This window comes from Cupriavidus sp. MPR-AND1C (genome assembly GCF_058809705.1).
This window is the reverse complement of the sequence record NZ_JBXASU010000089.1, coordinates 1-16,971: the sequence shown is the minus strand read 5'-3', so window position 1 is coordinate 16,971 and position 16,971 is coordinate 1. Positions and strand designations below refer to the sequence as shown.

Annotated in this window: 14 protein-coding genes; 10 read left to right on the top strand and 4 right to left on the bottom strand. The window is 59.2% G+C overall.

The genetic code is table 11. The annotated features are described in order from the left end of the window. Window positions 1–94 precede the first annotated feature (94 nt). The gene (locus AC1RWI_RS31210; RefSeq protein ID WP_492870246.1) at window positions 95–2,071 is read right to left on the bottom strand and encodes a sensor domain-containing diguanylate cyclase; all 1,977 of its coding nucleotides are present in this window, start codon (window positions 2,069–2,071) and stop codon (window positions 95–97) included. Between the two features lie 325 nt (window positions 2,072–2,396). On the opposite strand from AC1RWI_RS31210, the gene AC1RWI_RS31205 reads away from it, so the two are divergent. After that, window positions 2,397–2,858: a CopD family protein gene (locus tag AC1RWI_RS31205; protein WP_492870245.1), complete on the top strand. Its 462-nt coding sequence runs from the start codon at window positions 2,397–2,399 to the stop codon at window positions 2,856–2,858. Window positions 2,859–2,886: 28 nt separating this feature from the next. Here the strand turns inward: AC1RWI_RS31205 and AC1RWI_RS31200 are convergent, their stop codons facing one another. Beyond that, complete coding sequence (locus AC1RWI_RS31200) at window positions 2,887–4,047, bottom strand: GGDEF domain-containing protein (RefSeq protein ID WP_492870244.1); 1,161 nt, start codon at window positions 4,045–4,047, stop codon at window positions 2,887–2,889. A 539-nt stretch (window positions 4,048–4,586) separates the two neighbouring features. On the opposite strand from AC1RWI_RS31200, the gene AC1RWI_RS31195 reads away from it, so the two are divergent. Further along, complete coding sequence (locus tag AC1RWI_RS31195; protein WP_492870243.1) at window positions 4,587–4,877, top strand: hypothetical protein; 291 nt, start codon at window positions 4,587–4,589, stop codon at window positions 4,875–4,877. 71 nt (window positions 4,878–4,948) lie between these two features. On the opposite strand, the gene AC1RWI_RS31190 is transcribed toward AC1RWI_RS31195, so the two are convergent. Beyond that, on the bottom strand, window positions 4,949–5,434 hold the full coding sequence (locus AC1RWI_RS31190; RefSeq protein ID WP_043356235.1) for a hypothetical protein: 486 nt from the start codon (window positions 5,432–5,434) through the stop codon (window positions 4,949–4,951). A 384-nt stretch (window positions 5,435–5,818) separates the two neighbouring features. Then, entirely contained in the window at window positions 5,819–6,160 is a 342-nt protein-coding gene (locus AC1RWI_RS31185) for a hypothetical protein (protein ID WP_043356234.1), read from the bottom strand. Between the two features lie 1,189 nt (window positions 6,161–7,349). Between AC1RWI_RS31185 and AC1RWI_RS31180 the strand changes: the two genes are divergently transcribed. The 8 genes from AC1RWI_RS31180 to AC1RWI_RS31145 all read left to right on the top strand — a co-directional run. Then, window positions 7,350–8,489, top strand: a complete 1,140-nt coding sequence (locus AC1RWI_RS31180) for a polysaccharide biosynthesis/export family protein (RefSeq protein WP_492870242.1) — start codon at window positions 7,350–7,352, stop codon at window positions 8,487–8,489. Further along, window positions 8,486–8,923, top strand: coding sequence for a low molecular weight protein-tyrosine-phosphatase (locus AC1RWI_RS31175; RefSeq protein WP_492870240.1), 438 nt, complete (start codon window positions 8,486–8,488; stop codon window positions 8,921–8,923). Before AC1RWI_RS31180 ends, AC1RWI_RS31175 begins: the two co-directional genes overlap by 4 nt. 20 nt (window positions 8,924–8,943) lie before the next feature. Then, window positions 8,944–11,199, top strand: a complete 2,256-nt coding sequence (locus AC1RWI_RS31170) for a polysaccharide biosynthesis tyrosine autokinase (protein WP_492870239.1) — start codon at window positions 8,944–8,946, stop codon at window positions 11,197–11,199. Window positions 11,200–11,537: 338 nt separating this feature from the next. Next, window positions 11,538–12,986 (top strand): mannose-1-phosphate guanylyltransferase/mannose-6-phosphate isomerase, encoded by a 1,449-nt coding sequence (locus AC1RWI_RS31165; protein ID WP_492870238.1) that lies wholly within the window; start codon window positions 11,538–11,540, stop codon window positions 12,984–12,986. Continuing rightward, entirely contained in the window at window positions 12,983–13,909 is a 927-nt protein-coding gene (locus AC1RWI_RS31160) for a GDP-L-fucose synthase family protein (protein ID WP_492870236.1), read from the top strand. The genes AC1RWI_RS31165 and AC1RWI_RS31160 overlap by 4 nt, the downstream gene beginning before the upstream one ends. 32 nt (window positions 13,910–13,941) lie before the next feature. Then, entirely contained in the window at window positions 13,942–15,030 is a 1,089-nt protein-coding gene (gene gmd, locus AC1RWI_RS31155; RefSeq protein ID WP_492870235.1) for a GDP-mannose 4,6-dehydratase, read from the top strand. A gap of 22 nt (window positions 15,031–15,052) precedes the next feature. After that, window positions 15,053–16,330, top strand: a complete 1,278-nt coding sequence (locus AC1RWI_RS31150) for a nucleotide sugar dehydrogenase (protein WP_492870234.1) — start codon at window positions 15,053–15,055, stop codon at window positions 16,328–16,330. Window positions 16,331–16,531: 201 nt separating this feature from the next. Next, the coding region (locus AC1RWI_RS31145; RefSeq protein WP_492870233.1) for a hypothetical protein at window positions 16,532–16,971 on the top strand (440 nt) is incomplete at its 3' end.

The window sequence follows — 16,971 nt, the reverse complement described above, 5'->3', positions numbered from 1 at the left end:
GGTCATCCTCAGGGTGAATGTGCTGCTGCGTTGTTGTGATGTTGTGATGTTGTGATGTTGTGATGTTGCGTTGTTGCATTGTCGCGCATGGATGCTAGGCGCGGTTGCTCGATGCAGGCGGCGGTGTGTAGCGCGCCTTGCCGCCGCGCTTGGCTTCGTAGAGCGCCATGTCGGCACGCATGAAGAGCTCGTTCGCAGTCTGGCCGTCGTCCGGGTAATGGATGGCCATGCCCACGCTGGCTGTCGCCACGATGGTATGGCCATCGATGAAATGCGCTCGCCTGGCCGCATGCACGATGGCCTGGGCGATGCGCTCCAGCGTTGCGACGTTGAGTGCGTCGTCCAGCACGATGCCGAACTCGTCGCCGCCAATCCGGGCCACGGCGTCGCCGGTGCGCACGCACGCCGAAAGCCGCTCGGCGAAGGAAGCCAGCAGCTGGTCGCCAACGGCGTGCCCAAACGTGTCGTTGATGGTCTTGAAATCGTCGACGTCCACCAGCAGCAGGGCGGCGCTGGCGTGGTTCGCGCCAGCCCGGGCCATGGCGTCGGCCATGCGCCGGTCGAACCCCTTGCGGTTCAGCAGGCCGGTGAGGTGGTCCGTGAGCGTCTGCGCTTCCAGGCTGCGCATCTTCTGGCGCTCGCTGGTCACGTTGCGCGCGAACATGTACAGGCCCTGGACCGTGTCCTTGCCGTCATTCCAGGCGGGCTGGTACGTAACCTGCATGCACTCGGCATTATCCTTGCCTTCCAGGCTGAAGGTGACCGACGCGCCCAGGTAGGCCTGCTCCAGGTAAGGCTTCGATGCCACGTAGACGGAGGTGCCCCAAAGCTCGCGCATCGTCAGCCCGACAATCTGCTGCACCGGCAGGTTGAACCGCTGCACGTAGGCCTCGTTGACAAAGACATAGCGCTCGTTCATGTCGATGAACGAGACAAAGTCGGGCACATGGTTGGCAATGGCCTCGATGCGCTTCTCGCTCTCGGCGGCGCAATCCTTGGCGGCGCTCAGCGCCGCTTCCCGTTCGGAGAGCTGGTGCATGACCGCGCCAAAGGTGGCGGCCAGTTCGCCGATTTCGTTATTGCCCCCGGTTGGCAGCGCAGCCAGGGCGGCAGGATTCTTGGGCACCTCGCTGACCACGCGGTGCAGCAACTCCAGCGGCGCCAGCAGGCGCCGTATCACCAGCCACATCAGCAGCGCAGCCAGCAACAGCGACATGCCCCCGACGATGATCGTCTTGTTGCGGGCCGCGAGCAGCGGGGCGTAAGCCTCCGCGGCGGGGAGCACCGAAACCACCTCCCAGCCATTGGACTCGAGCAGGTAGCGCGCCACCACGGGCTGCGTCGGGTTGAGGAGCTCCCACCCGGTGGGCGGCGCGCCAACGCCGCAGGTCTCGCCATGCGCCTTGGCCGGCATCATCACCTTCGAAGGATCGGGGTGCATGGCGTAGCGCGGGTTTGTGCCGGAAGAGACCAGGCAATAACCGCCGGTCAGGCCAACCCGGCTGTGCGCCAGCACGCTAAGGAAGTTGCTCTCGGAGAAATTCAACACGCCGCCAACCACCGCCAGCAGCTTGCCGTCCGCGCCGCGCAGGGGTACGGCCAGCACCACGCCGGGCGAATCGCTCATCCTGCCCCGCAGCAGGTCCGACACCGCAAACTCCGAACCGTCGACGACCGCACGGAAGTAGTCGCGGTCCGACAGGTGGATGCGTTGCCCCACGGGTACGGCGGTACTGAACACCATGTCGCCGTCAGGCAAGGCCAGGAACACGGCATTGAAGAACTGCGGCATCGACATCGCCTGGGAGGCGAAGCGCCGCAGATCGGCGGGCGGCTGCCCAAGCATGGGCGCCAGCTGGCGCGCCAGGCGGCGCAGGGCGATCGCCCGCGTCTCGAATTTCTCGTCGAGTTGTTCGGCAACCAGCTTGACCAGCGTTTCCTGCTGGGACTGGCGCAGCGCCGTCAGGCTCTGGAACGCGTAGTACTGGGAGAACAGCGCGCGCGCCACGATGACAAATGTCACCACGAGCGCCGTGGCTAAGGCGACCTGATACTTTAAGGAGTGCCGCATGAGTATTTTTTTCTTGGTTTTGCGGACCAGCCTGACCCTGGCTTTTCCGTCCCGGTTGCCTATCCCTTGTCGCGAGCGACTCACCTGGCTGGTAGGTTAGCAGAAGCGGGGGAGCGCACCGCTTATGCCGACGGCATTGCTCTGGCATGTGTGTCTCATGCGTGACTTATGCCGGCACAAGTGGCTTTCGGGGGCTAGAATGCAGCATTCCCCCAACAGTCGCCCGACAGTCCCCGCAACAGTTCCCCCGACAATCCCCACCGCGGTTCGCCGGCTGGGGCCTGCCCATTCCCCCATCCCCGTCGTCCGAAAAAACCAAAAAACCATGACCCTCGATCCTGTCCTGCGCTTCCTGCACATCGCCGGCGTCACGCTCTGGGTGGGCGGCATGTTCTTCGCCTATGCCTGCCTGCGCCCGGCTGCGGCCACCCTGCTGGAGCCGCCGCAGCGGCTGCGCTTGTGGCGCGCCGTATTCGCGCGGTTCCTGGCCTGGGTCTGGGGCGCCGTCGCCCTGATCGCCATCAGCGGCGCGTCCATGCTCGGCGCGTTAGGGTTTGCCGCCGCGCCGGTCCACTGGCACATCATGTTCGGCCTTGGCCTGATCATGATCGGGATCTTTGCCTACGTATATTTCAGCCCCTACGCGGCGCTGCGGCGCGGCGTCGATGCGCAGGACTGGAAGGCCGCCGGCGCCGCGCTGGGCCGCATCCGGCAGGCCGTTGGCCTGAACCTGGCGCTTGGCGCACTCACCATCGGGGTAGCCACGCTGGGCCGGCTGCTCGCCTGATGGCTGCCCCTTAGTCCCCTCAGGCCCCTCAGGCCGCCTGCATCACCGCCTCGACCCGGTTCCTGCCCGCGCTCTTGGCCCGGTACAGGGCAAGATCGGCGCGGCCGATGGCGTCGTCCAGGCGCGTTTCCGATTTTTCCAGGCACGCCACGCCGATACTGATGGTGAGATCCGCAACGCGCTCGCCAAAAAAACGCGACGACGTTGCCCGCAGGCGCTCGGCCAGCGCCAGCGCGCCCGTCATGCCGGTACGCGGCAGCAGCACCAGGAACTCCTCGCCCCCGAAGCGCCCCGGGTAGGCGCCCGGCGGCAGTTCGCGCCTGAGCATGGACGAGAACGCCGTCAGCACCCGATCGCCCTCGGCATGCCCCATGCTGTCGTTGATGCGCTTGAAGTGGTCAAGGTCGATCAACAGCAACGCCATCTCGCCGCCGTCCTCCGCCATGCCCTCCAGCGCCTCCTGCCCGGCCGCATACAAGGCGCGCCGGTTCAGCAGCAGCGTCAGCGGGTCGGTCCTGGAGAGCACGTCGAGCTCCACATGCAGGCGCCGCGTGATCACCAGCATGAAGGCAGCCGACAAGGCCAGGTCCATCAGGGTGTTGGAACTCAGGTAAATGATCTGGATCGCGTCGCCGGGAGCAAAAAAGGATTGCCCGGTCATCCCGGCAAACAGGCTGGTGCCAAAACGCAGCAACACCACCAGCGTCTGGGCGATCATCAGGGCACCAAAGAAGTAGGTACTGAAATGGCGCTCGCCGTAGCGCACGATCACCACGCATTGCACGCAGTAGAAGATCCCCACGACAAAGGTCGCGATGGTCACCCGGGCCACATAGTTCGGCTGCCCAAACACATACCAGGCCAGCAGCAGTGTGCCCAGCACCGTCAGCGCGGCAGCGCACCGCCATGTTTGTGGCCGTCCGTAGAACGCCTGCACGGCGAGCATCCACAGGGCCATGGCGGCCATCACCAGACAGTTGGCCACCACGATGGAGAGCCAGTCCGGGGCGATATCGCGCAACCAGAACAGCACCGGCGTAACGATCAGCAGCAGCGAGCCGCTGACCCAACGCCCAATCCCCTTGATCGAGCGCGGAAAACTGTAATACGCCGACAACAGCACGACCGACATCAGGGCCGACATCACCGCTGACAGGAGGACTGTCGTTCTCAGGTCGATCTGGGGCATCGTCAGTGCGCCTCCCAATCCGTGGCGATTGGCAATCCTACCAAAGACTGATCGGCTAAGGTTGCCCGCCGGCATGCTCACCACGGCAGCAAGACCATGGCCGGCGCGGTGATCCAGGCGTCGGCGCGCACCACCCGGAGGGTCACCACCGCCGTGGTCCGCACGCTATTGCGGCGCTTCAGGAGGAACATATGGAGGTATACTCTGCCGGTCGCTGCAAAACAGCGACCGGGAATAGCAGCCCGAAAACGTAAGCGGACGGCCGCCGCAAGGCGGGATTTTCACGTCCGGTGCCCTCGCACGCCCCTACGGGCGGGCCTGGGCTGGGGAGCCTTCGGGCTCGCCGGTACTTACGTTCCGGTCTGCTACCCGGCCTTGCGCCCGCCCACCCCGAATAGCAGCGGGGAGCGGAGTTCGATTCGCTAACGTAGGAGGCACTCTCATGCCCCTGTCTTCACTCGCCCATTCCGGGCAACGCCTGACCCGCCTTAATCCACTCGTCCACGCACACCGGAACGCCACCGCGACGGAGGCTGCCCATGTTTAGGCACAGCCGCTACGGCGTCACTGCCGAACATGCCGGCGCGGACATGTTCGTGACCGCCCATACCCCATGCGAAAGCCCGCTGAGCCTCGCTGGCGAAAAAGCGGCACAACTCTACGCGCTACTCTTCATGACCCGCGACAGCGCCGCCGCCGGAACATTCGGAGATCTGGTCGCAGACATCCAGGGCCCTCTGCTCTCACTGGCGACCGGACTGGCGCAAGAAATACTGGTGCTGAGCGAACTCGCGGCGGAGCATGGGGAGGAAGGGCGCGGCGACGCATAGCGGTGGGTCGGTCGTCACCCGCTTCCATTGATAAGGGGCGGCCCGGCCGCCCCGTCTGTGCGTGCTGGAACTCAGCCCGCTTGCGATTCCTTGGTCGGCCGGCGAGCATCCCGGCGCTTGAGCGTATCGCTGGCCACGGATTCCGACAGGAACTGCCACAAGGTGCGAACCCGGATCACCCCATCCCCCGGGCCATCATGGGTCAGGCGGCTCGCCACCTCCTCCAGCTTGCCAAACATCTCCTGGCGAAGCTGCCCGCGCAGCACCGCAAGCAGCTCAGCCGGCACCACCACCTCGTCGCGGTTACCGAACCAGCGGCGCTCCCCAAGCAGCAGCAGCGCGGCCACCACCGCCGCGCCAATCCCCACGTTCTCGAAGCCGTCGAGATGGAAGCTACTCGCTGCGAAGCACAGCACGGCCACCGCGGCCATCGCGATAAAGGCAGTGCGAAGCAGAACAAAGGCGCGAGGATGCGAGATGTAGCGCGCAAGATCCCGGACAGCAGTGATTTCGCCCTGCTCCAGGACGTTGAGAACGTTGGTGGTCGAAACTTTCATCGTCTTACTGCCTTGTCTCGTTGTTATGGCCGCGCAGGCTATAAGCCACGCCGCAAAATCGCACCCCTGGCCCGGCGCTCACGGGACCCTGTCACCTGCGGAGAACCGGCAGTGTATACGTATGCAGTCAGAGGCGCTTCGCGCGCCGCGTCCGGCGCAAGAGGCCGTAACCAAGGAGATCGCGCCAGATTAACCCGATGGTAGCCCCCAGGCACAGCCCGTCAATGCCCCGTTTGCCCTAGCCCGTCATCCTTTCGGGCTAGGTTCTGGCGCTTAAGGTCGGGCTCGGGAGCGGGGTGGGGCTCCAGGTCGGCAATGACCCGCGCCGGCAGGCGCCGTGATCACGCGGGGAGGCAAGGCAACAAAGCAACAAGGCAACGCCAGTCAGAACGTTACGCCGGGGACTCTCGGCACCTGGCGCGTCCTGATATTGAAATGCGGCTCGCCGTAGGCCTCCAGCAAGCGAATGATCTCCCGGGCGGAATCCGCGCGCGTCGTCCGGATCTCGCTAAGCCGCCGGGGCGTCGCCGCGCCGCTCACTATATAGTGCCGCCGCACCGTCAGCACAGACTCGCCGGGCGGCGGAATCAACACCGGGTGCGCATTCTCCTCCTTGTAGCTGCCATACACCCAGCCCGACGGCGTCAGATGCGCCTCGATCCACGCCTCGCCCGACGCAAATGCCGCCGCATCGGCCTCCAGCTTTCCATCGATTGAATCCAGCATCTGCTTCAGCCCTTCAAGGTAACAACCAGCGCAACAGCGCATCATTCTCATCAGGCAAACGCAGTGTCGGTACCCTGCCTTGGTAGGACCCACCCAGGCGCAGGGTAAGAATGTCGGGGCTGACCACCACGGGCAACGCCATATCGATGGCGACAGCACATTCTTATCCCCACCTAAGCGTGGCACCTACCTTAGCGGGGTAACCGCAATAGCCGTGTGCACCAATAATCAGCATCAGCAAGCGTGACCCCTTGCTAATTCCCGATAGGGTGTAGGCACTCCCCGCGCCTACACCCTTTTTTTTAGGTTCATCTGATTTCCAGGTTCATCTGATTTTTGTGTGGGTCGATGCAGCGCTGGGCGAACCCCAGCGCTGCCGTAGCTCCCCTCTCCCGCGCGGTGGGAGAGGAGAGAAACCCAGCGCTTTGCCTCCGGCAACGCGCAGCGGCATGCAATACCCACACAAAAGTCTGAGAGACCTTTTCTCCGCCATAGCAATCGGCAATGCGCAAAAGAGCGCAGCAATAATGCATCACAACATGATGTTTTAGATCTGGCTGAACAGTCTTCTATCCATCTCCGCGCAAGCACGAATCCGCATTGTTGTGGAAGTCCCCCCGCAGTTTTCCGATCCCCACCTTGGTGGGGAAATGAAAGCCCGGCAAGGTCACCAGCGGCTGTTGCGCGACCGCTGCAATCCAACGACAAAATGCGCACGCCGCAGCCCACGCCACCCCGACACGCAAAATCGGAAAACCGCAAAAAACCCCGATAAAACCGCAAAAAACGCATAGCCCAATCGGGTGACAACGCGCCAGCAAACGCAAGGATCTCCATCATGAACACAAACTAAATTCTTCTGCATTACCCCTTTTAGGGGCATCCCTCCCTTTGTCGGGTCCACTCTTCAGTAGGGATAGAAAACACGGCAAAAACGGCCGCATTGCCTTGAAGATCTACCCCCAAGAGCCATACACTTCGCCGGTCTTCGCGCAGTGATGCACTGCAAGAGCAAAGCGTGCAGGCACCAAGAAGCCACCGCCGCAACGTTCATCTCCGCCCGCAGGTCATCGCAGCGGAAAGGCACCGCCCGCGTGCCATGTTGGACAAGCGGATTTGTCGCAGCAATCCCAAGCCAGGAGACGGCCAGGAGTGCGGACCTTTCGGGTATCAAGGGAATTATTCAGACGTGTTCAAGCTTTCAAGCCTTCTGTCTTTCCGTAGAGCGTTGCTGTTGCTGGGGACGGTTCCACTTCTCGCATCCTGCGCACTTGCGCCGGGGATGCGGTTTGACCCGCAGCGCCCGCTCGATCCGGAAGATCCCGAGTCTGTGCCCAAGGTCACGCAGATTACGCCGGCGTTGGTGCGGGCTATGAAGGCTGCTGCCACTCCCGCCAATGCATCGGTGAGCGAATTGTTTGGTGAGCCTGAGGCCTATACGGTTGGCGTTGGCGACATTCTTTCCATCGTGGTGTGGGATCACCCTGAGCTGGTGTTTCCTACGCAGACCTACTCGATCGGCTCCGCGTACGAGATCCCCAATTACAGTGGTGCTGCCAATGTACCTGGATATGTAGTCAGTCCCGCCGGCACCATCCAGTTTCCGTATGCAGGCGTGCTCACTGTTCTCGGCAAAACACCGGACCAGATTCGCGGCGAACTGAGCACCAAGCTCAAGAGCGTCGTCAACATGCCCCAGGTTACCGTGCGCGTGCTCGCCTTCCGCAGCAAGCGCGTCTACCTGGATGGCGAAGTGAAGACCCCCGGCCCGCAGAATATTGACGATGTGCCGATGACGCTGGTTGAGGCGATAAACCGTGCTGGTGGGGTCAATGTGTTGACCGGCGACAATAGCCGCATCCGGATTTCGCGTGTCGGAAAGAACTACTTCGTCAATCTGCCAGCGTTGTTGCAACAAGGCATTGATCCAACCCGCGTGATGCTGCGAAACGGCGACATCGTGCGCGTAGAACAACGCGAAGACAGCAAGGTGTTTGTCACTGGTGAAGTCGTGCGCCCCGCCGTCGTTCTCCCGCGCAATGGCCGCCTGACACTGAATGAAGCCATCGGTGAAGCCGGCGGTGTGAATCCGACCTCAGCCGACGCCAAGGAGCTTTATGTCATTCGCAAAAGCGATGACGGCGATGCCCAGATTTTCCACCTGGACGGAAAGTCGCCGGTGTCTTTGGCGCTGGCGGAATCGTTCGAGTTGAAGCCGAAAGACGTCGTGTATGTCGACGCAGCCGGTGTAGTTCGCTGGAGCCGTGTGATCAATCAGTTGCTTCCGAGCGGCACTCTTCTCAACTCCACGGCCAACACCCTGAAATGATCAAGACCGTACTCGTGGTGTGCATCGGCAATATCTGCCGCAGCCCGATGGCGGAAGGGCTGTTCAAGCAAGCATTGCCCGAGGCGAACGTGGTCTCGGCGGGCCTGGGCGCGCTGGTAGGTCAGCCTCCCGATCCGCATGCGGTTGCGTTGATGAGTGGTCTTGGCCTGGACATCAGTAGCCATCGCGCGCGGCAGCTCAGCCGAGCCATCGCCACGCAGGCTGATCTGATCCTAGTGATGGACAACTCGCAGCGGCAGGAGATCCAAAGCTTACATCCGGCAACAACGGGCCGGGTGTTCCGGCTCGGCGAACTCGCCAAGTTTGACGTGCCGGATCCGTATCGCGAAGGACTCCCCGCCTTTGAAAACGCGCTGGAGCTGATTCAGCGCGGCGTAGAAGCCTGGGTGCCGCGCATCCAGGCGCTTCGTTAACAGTATTCGCAGTAGAGCCAATGAACCAGACCCCCCCTGTAGTCGCCGTTACCGGACCTCCGGAAGACGAGATCGATCTTGTTCACTACCTGGACGTGCTCTTGGCCAGCCGCTGGCTGATTGCGTCCATTGCAGGCGTGGTGCTCGCGCTTGGTGTCGCCTATGCGTTCCTGGCTCGTCCCGTTTACCAGGCCGATATCCTCGTGCAGGTCGAAGACAATCCCAATAGCGCGAAGAGTTTGTTGGGCGATGTCTCCAGCCTGTTTGATGTCAAGGCAGAGGCGACTGCTGAAATCGAGATCATCCGGTCGCGCATGGTGGTAGGGAAAGCCGTTGATAATTTGCACCTGTACATCTCAGCTCGACCGAAGTACCTTCCCTTTGTCGGTGCATGGATCGCCAGTCGTGCGAAGGGGCTTTCTGAGCCAGGCTTGCTAGGCTTGGGTGGCTACGCCTGGGCGAAGGAATCAATCAACGTCGATCTGTTCGACGTGCCAGATTCCCTGGAGGGAGAGAAGTTCGATCTGGTGGCCCTGGGTGACGGCCGATATCGTCTTGAGCAAGGTAGCCTCGACAAGCCACTAGAAGGGCGTGTAGGCGAACTCTTGCGGGCGGACCAAAACGTGGGGAGAATTTCGTTACTGGTCACTGATCTGAAGGCCAAGCCCGGTGTTATCTTTAACTTGGTGCGAGCTTCACGGCTGCAGACGCTTGAGCGATTGCAAGACCAACTCAAGATTGCCGAGAAGGGTAAGCAGAGCGGCATCATCGGCGCCTCCCTTGACGGCACCAATCCGGTTCTTACCGCGAGCATCCTGAACGAAATCGGCGAAGAATATGTCGCTCAAAACATTAAGCGTAAGGCCGCCGAAGCAGAGAAATCCCTGGTTTTCCTTGGCGATCTGCTGCCGCAACTGAAGACAGAACTCGAGCGTGCGGAAGTCAAATACAACGAGATGCGTAACAAGCGAAATACCTTTAACCTGAGCGAGGAAGGTAAGGCATTTCTGCAGGAGAGTGTAACCGCGGAAACGGGCCTGCTCGAGCTGAAGCAGAAGCGCACTGAATTGCTCACTCGATTTACAGCGACGCACCCGAGCATTCAAGCGCTTGACCAGCAAATCACGACGCTAAATGCAAAAGTAGGGGGAATGGCAGCTCGCTTAAAGACCTTCCCTAACCTCGAACAGGACACTCTGCGTCTCATGCGCGATGTCCAGGTGAACAACGACCTCTACGTGGGGCTGCTCAACAACATGCAGCAGCTTAAACTGGTGAAGGCAGGGAAGGTCGGTAACGTTCGCCTTCTCGACAACGCCCCCATTCCCGAGCAGCCGATTAAGCCAAAGAAAAGCGTGGCTATTGCACTAGCAGCCATTCTCGGACTGATGGTTGGTGTGATGGCCGCGTTCATACGAAATGCGCTGTATGGCGGTATAACCGATTCCCAGGATATCGAACAGCATACCGGCTTGAATGTATATGCCACTGTTCCACTATCCGCGATCCAGGTTGGGCTTACAGAGGAGATCCGCCAACGTAAGCGTGGAAAATTTTTGCTGGCGGATCGCAGCCCTAATGAACCCTCTATCGAGAGCCTTCGCAGTCTCCGCACAGGCTTACAGTTTGCGATGCTCGATGCTGACAACAACCGCGTATTGCTGACTGGACCAACCCCAGGCGTTGGGAAGTCCTTTATCTCCGCCAATCTCTCGGTGGTGATGGCAACCGGCGGAAAGCGCGTGCTGCTGGTCGACGCCGACATGAGAAAGGGTCACCTGAACCAATACTTTGGCAAGGATCGGGCAAACGGCCTGTCCGATGTCCTGATCGGTAAGGCGAGCTTCGATCAAGCCGTACACAAGAACGTCTTCGAGAACCTAGATTTCCTCAGCACTGGCAGCCTCCCGCCCAACCCTGCAGAGTTGTTGCTGAACGAACGAATGATAAAGCTCCTGCAGGAAGTGGGGGAAAAGTACGATCTGGTCCTGATCGACACGCCCCCAGTGCTCGCGGTCTCTGATACGGCGATTTTGGCTGCACGCTGCGGCACAGTCTTCCTGGTTACCCGTTTTGAGAAGACAACCATTGGCGAGGTAACGGAGTCGGCGAAGCAACTACGCCAGGCCAACGCGGACGTCAACGGTGTGGTCTTCAATGGCTTGGACCCGAATGCCTATCGCTATGGATATGGGTCGAAATATGGACGCTACCGCTATGCGTACTACGGCTACGCACCAGACGATATCGCGCAGAAAGCGTCGGGGACCAAGTAAGCAAGCTCCAGCTACCGCCTACCGAAGGGTCAGCGTCGGACGTTTCATCTCCGACGATTAGGCCGGCATCTGACCGGTCAAGTGCGAGTAGGCAGCGGACGGGGCAGAAGAGCTCAAGTGAGAGGCGGGGCTAGACCTGCGCCGACCGGCCTTGGTCGCCGGTCCTCCCGTCAGCCACTTTAGCTGTGACGTTCGACGTCTCGGACGCCGTTCCGGTTCCGGACCGGCTTCTCCATTTGCAGGGGACATGCTGCCGCCATCCGGCGGCGAGCCTACCTACGTCAGTCGGATGCGGGTAGGCATTGCTCGAATTTTGATTTGGCAGAAGGAGAATTCGGATGGAAGCACCACCCGTCATCATTCCCGTCGTTCTGTGTGGAGGATCCGGGGCGCGCCTTTGGCCACTGTCGCGTGAAAGTTACCCGAAGCAGTTCCTCAACCTCCTGGGTAATCGTTCACTGCTGCAAGACACCTTGCTGCGCGTACGGGAGGTACAAGGTATTGCCGCGCCTGTGCTGATCACGAACCATGCGCATCGCTTCATGGTAGCCGAGCAGGCCCGCGAGATAGGGAGTGACGACGCAGCGTTCATTCTGGAATCGCATTCGCGCAACACGGCACCTGCCGCAGCAGCGGCAGCTCTGCACGCTTTGGCGTCAGGTCAGGATCCGCTGCTGTTGCTACTGCCATCGGACCATCTGATTCGTGACGCCGCCGCCTTCAGCAATATCGTGACGCAAGGCGTGCCGGCGGCACAGGACGGGGCCATTGTGACCTTCGGCATTTTGCCCACCGAGCCAGCAACAGGGTACGGCTATATCAAAGCCGGTGCGCTGTGCATCGACAACAGCTACGAAGTTGCGCGCTTCGAAGAAAAGCCCTCATTGGCGCGTGCCACCCAGTTCCTAACTGATGGCGGCTACTTCTGGAATAGCGGGATTTTCCTATTTCGAGCGTCGGCGTTCCTGGCGGAACTGGAAGCCTTCTCGCCTGAAATACTACGCGCTGTACGCGATTCTGTAGCGCGAGGGAAGACCGACCTGGACTTCTTTCGTCTGTGCGAGGAAGCCTTCAAGCAATGTCCGAGCAACTCCATCGACTATGCGGTGATGGAGCACACCAGCAGAGCTCGCATGGTGCCCTTTGCGGCCGAGTGGAGCGATGTTGGTTCATGGGATGCCGTGTGGAAACTGGGCACGAAACAAGCTGACGGCAACGTTACCACTGGTGATGTCCTAATGCATAACGCAAAGGATTGCCTGGTGCATGCCTCAAGCCGGCTGGTCGCCGTTGCGGGAATCGACAACGTGATGGTGATCGAGACTCCGGACGCCGTGCTGGTAGTACACAAGGACCAGTGCCAAGACGTCAAAGCGGTCGTGGACATGGTTCGCAAGCAGGGGCGTAGTGAAGCCGCAGATCACCGCAAGGTTTACCGGCCATGGGGCAGCTATGACTCGGTAGATGGCGGCCAGCGTTACCAAGTAAAACGCATCACGGTAAAGCCTGGCGCCAAGCTCTCTCTGCAGATGCATTACCACCGCGCCGAGCACTGGATCGTTGTGAAAGGCACCGCCGAAGTCACTTGTGGTGAGAAAGTCGTCCTGCTCACTGAAAACCAGTCCACCTACATCCCGCTTGGCGAATTGCACCGGCTGGCTAACCCCGGTGCTATTCCGCTAGAGATTATCGAAGTGCAATCGGGTTCCTACCTAGGCGAGGACGACATCGTTCGGTTTGATGACACCTATGGCCGCCAGCAAGTAACCCTCTCTCGGTCAACATGAAAAAAACTGCAAAAATCTTCGTCACCGGTCATCGCGGCATGGTAGGCAGCGCTATCGTGCGCCGCCTACATGCCGACGGCTACACCCGGGTGCTGACCCGCTCACACGTTGAGTTGGATCTGCTGGACCAGCAGGCCGTCCACGCCTTCATGGCCACTGAGAAACCTGACTACATCTTCATGGCCGCAGCCAAGGTTGGCGGCATCCAGGCCAACAATATCTACCGCGCCGATTTCCTCTATCAGAACCTGCTGATCGAGGCCAACCTGATCCACGGTGCCCATCTTGCCGGTGTGCAGCGCCTCATGTTCCTAGGGTCGAGTTGCATCTATCCGCGAGACTGTCCGCAGCCAATCAAGGAAGAATATCTGCTGACGGGACCGCTGGAGCAGACAAACGAGCCCTACGCGATCGCGAAGATCGCCGGCATCAAGCTCTGTGAAAGTTACAACCGGCAGCATGGTCGCCAGTACGTGAGTGTTATGCCTACAAATCTGTACGGCGCCAACGATAACTATGACCTAGCCAACAGCCATGTGCTCCCCGCTTTGATCCGCAAGGCACATGAAGCACGACTGCGCGGCGACAGTGAGTACGTCGTCTGGGGTACGGGCAGCCCCCGCCGCGAATTTCTCTATGTGGACGACCTCGCCGACGCGTGTGTGCACCTGATGAACGAAGGCTACGACGGCCCATTGGTCAACATCGGCACAGGTCAGGATGTGACCATCAGCGAGTTGGCCGAAACCGTGATGGAGGTCGTGGGATTCCAAGGCAGCATTGTCTATGACGCAAGCAAACCTGACGGCACACCTCGCAAGCTGTTGGATGTTGGCCGCTTGACATCGCTGGGCTGGACGGCCCGCACCGCTCTGCGAGACGGAGTGAGGCTGGCCTACGCGGCTGCACCGTTCCGCCAATAAGCCACTGTTGATTTCCAAGAAAGCAAATCGTCATGACGTCAAAAAAAGTTGCCCTGATCACCGGCATCACCGGCCAGGATGGTTCTTACCTCGCTGAATTCCTGCTGGAAAAAGGCTACACCGTGCACGGCATCAAGCGCCGTGCGTCCAGCTTCAACACAGATCGGGTTGACCACATCTATCAGGATCCCCACATAGAGGACTCCCGATTCAAGCTGCACTACGGCGACCTGAGCGACACCAGTAATCTCGTGCGCATCATTCAACAAACGCAGCCGGATGAGATCTACAACCTTGGCGCGCAAAGCCACGTGGCGGTTAGTTTCGACAGCCCGGAATACACCGCCGATGTAGATGGCATGGGCACCCTGCGCATCCTAGAAGCTATTCGCATTCTCGGCATGGAAAGGAAAACCCGCTTCTACCAAGCCAGTACCAGTGAATTGTACGGCCTAGTGCAGGAAAGCCCGCAAAAGGAAACGACCCCGTTTTATCCGCGCAGCCCTTACGCCGTGGCGAAGCTCTACGCGTACTGGATCACAGTGAATTATCGTGAGGCCTATGGCATGTACGCGTGCAATGGCATCCTCTTCAACCATGAAAGCCCGCGCCGGGGTGAAACTTTCGTCACGCGAAAAATTACACGTGGACTGGCCAATATCCACCAGGGTTTGGAAGAGTGTCTCTACATGGGCAACATCGATGCTCTGCGCGATTGGGGCCATGCCAAGGACTACGTGCGCATGCAGTGGTTGATGCTGCAGCAAGAAAAACCTGAAGACTTCGTTATCGCCACCGGCGTGCAATACAGCGTGCGTCAGTTCATCGAGTGGACCGCAGCCGAACTGGACATGCAGTTGCGCTGGGAAGGGCACGGCGTTGATGAAGTCGGCTACTGGAACGGAAAACCCATCGTCAAGATCGATCCCCGCTACTTCCGTCCCGCGGAAGTAGAAACCCTGCTGGGTGATCCCACAAAGGCCAAGATAAAACTACATTGGACCCCTGAAATCACCGCGCAGGAAATGTGCAGGGAGATGGTGGTCCATGATCTGGCACAGGCTAAACAACACGCGCTGCTTAAGGCGCACGGGTACACGGTTTCCGTGAGTGTGGAATAAGGATGCAACGATGCGACTTTACATGAACGACGATCCCATTCACATTGCCATCATCGGATTGGGGTACGTGGGTTTGCCTTTGGCTGTAGAGTTCTCCAAGCAGTTCGATACTCTCGGCTTTGACATCGATACCCAACGCGTTAAGGATCTATGCGCCGGCCAAGATCACACGCTGGAAACTACACCTGAAGAGTTAGCGCTCGCCACGCGACTGAAGTACTCGACCGACCCCGCGGCTTTGGCAGCTTGCAATGTTTACGTCGTCACCGTGCCTACGCCGGTGGACAACAACAAGCGGCCTGATTTCAATCCGCTGATAAGCGCCAGTCGCACTGTGGGCCGAGTTCTGAAACGAGGCGATGTGGTAATTTATGAATCTACCGTATACCCAGGCGCCACCGAAGAAATCTGCATTCCTGAGCTAGAGCGGGCGTCAGGTCTTAAATTCAACGTGGACTTCACCGTGGGCTATAGCCCTGAGCGCATCAACCCGGGTGATAAACAGCGGAGACTGTCGACCATTCTGAAAGTTACGTCAGGCTCGACGCCTGAGGCGGCAGAGTTTGTCGATGCCCTGTATCGTCGCATCATTACGGCGGGAACCCACAAGGCTAGCAGTCTGAAGGTGGCTGAAGCGTCCAAAGTTATTGAGAACACCCAGCGGGATGTCAGCATCGCAGTCGTCAATGAGTTTGCACTTATCTTCCAGCGACTGGGTATCGACACGCATGAAGTTCTGGAAGCAGCTGGCACCAAATGGAATTTTCTGCCCTTTAAGCCCGGATTGGTCGGCGGCCACTGCATCGGAGTGGACCCGTACTATCTGATCCAAAAGGCGCAATCCGTTGGCTATTATCCAGACATTCTGTTGGCATGCCGGCGAATCAACGATGCGATGGGCCACCATGTGGCGGCAGAGGTGGTGAAACTGCTAATCAAGAAAGGTCACGCCGTCGCTAGTGCCAAGGTGCTGGTCATGGGCTTCACCTTCAAGGAAGACTGTCCGGATATTCGCAATACCCGTGTGATTGATTTGGTACGCGAGTTGCAGACTTACGGGTCACAGGTGGACATCTACGATCCTCACGTCAACAGCGCGGAGGTTGAAGATGAGTATGGCGTGTCTGTGCTTCCAGACCTTCCAGCTCCTAGTAAGTACGACGCATTGGTAGTGGCCGTTGGTCACGATGAATTCAGGAAGCTTGGCATTGAAGGCCTGCGCAGCCTGGCGAATGGCCGCGCCATAATCTACGATATCAAAGGCATGTTTGATAAAGGAGATGTGGATGGTCGGCTGTAATAGATCAATAAAAAAATAAAGAACATTCCGGTAGCGTGATGGCATGGTTCAAATAAAAACTACGTTGCTACGTTCAGTAGATAGATGTTGCTGATTTTTTTTGGGGTGTTTGCCAGGTAAGGTCTCAGCCGCGGGGGGGGGATTTTTCATGTATTGCGAGATAAAATTGGTAAGGTATTTTGCCGAGATTAGGGGCCAGTGGTGAATAGTTTATTTTTTTTATTGGCCGTCTTGACCTGGATCGGATGGGTAGTTTTTTCCGTTTGCCGCCCCAAAATATCTGTGTATCTAATGCTTGGTGTCTTGGTGGCTTTTTCCGGATCCACATATGGAGAGATTGATGCCGAGGGCACGATTTACGGCAGAGGTACCGGTCAGTTATATTTTTCGATCCTAAATTACTGTCTTTGGGGCCTGGCGATCGCATTCGCATTTCGTTCAATATTAAGCCGCGATAGGCGCCCATATACGCCGCTCGCGAAGTATTTTTTGTTTTTCTTATTTCTGATTGTTGCAAACGCATTGGTGGCCGGTTTTTCGAGTGGATCGTCTGTGGACGTAATTGACGCATTTTCTTATAGCGGACTGCTAAATGTGATTAATATGGGTGCATTTTTCTATATTTGCATAAATGCATACGC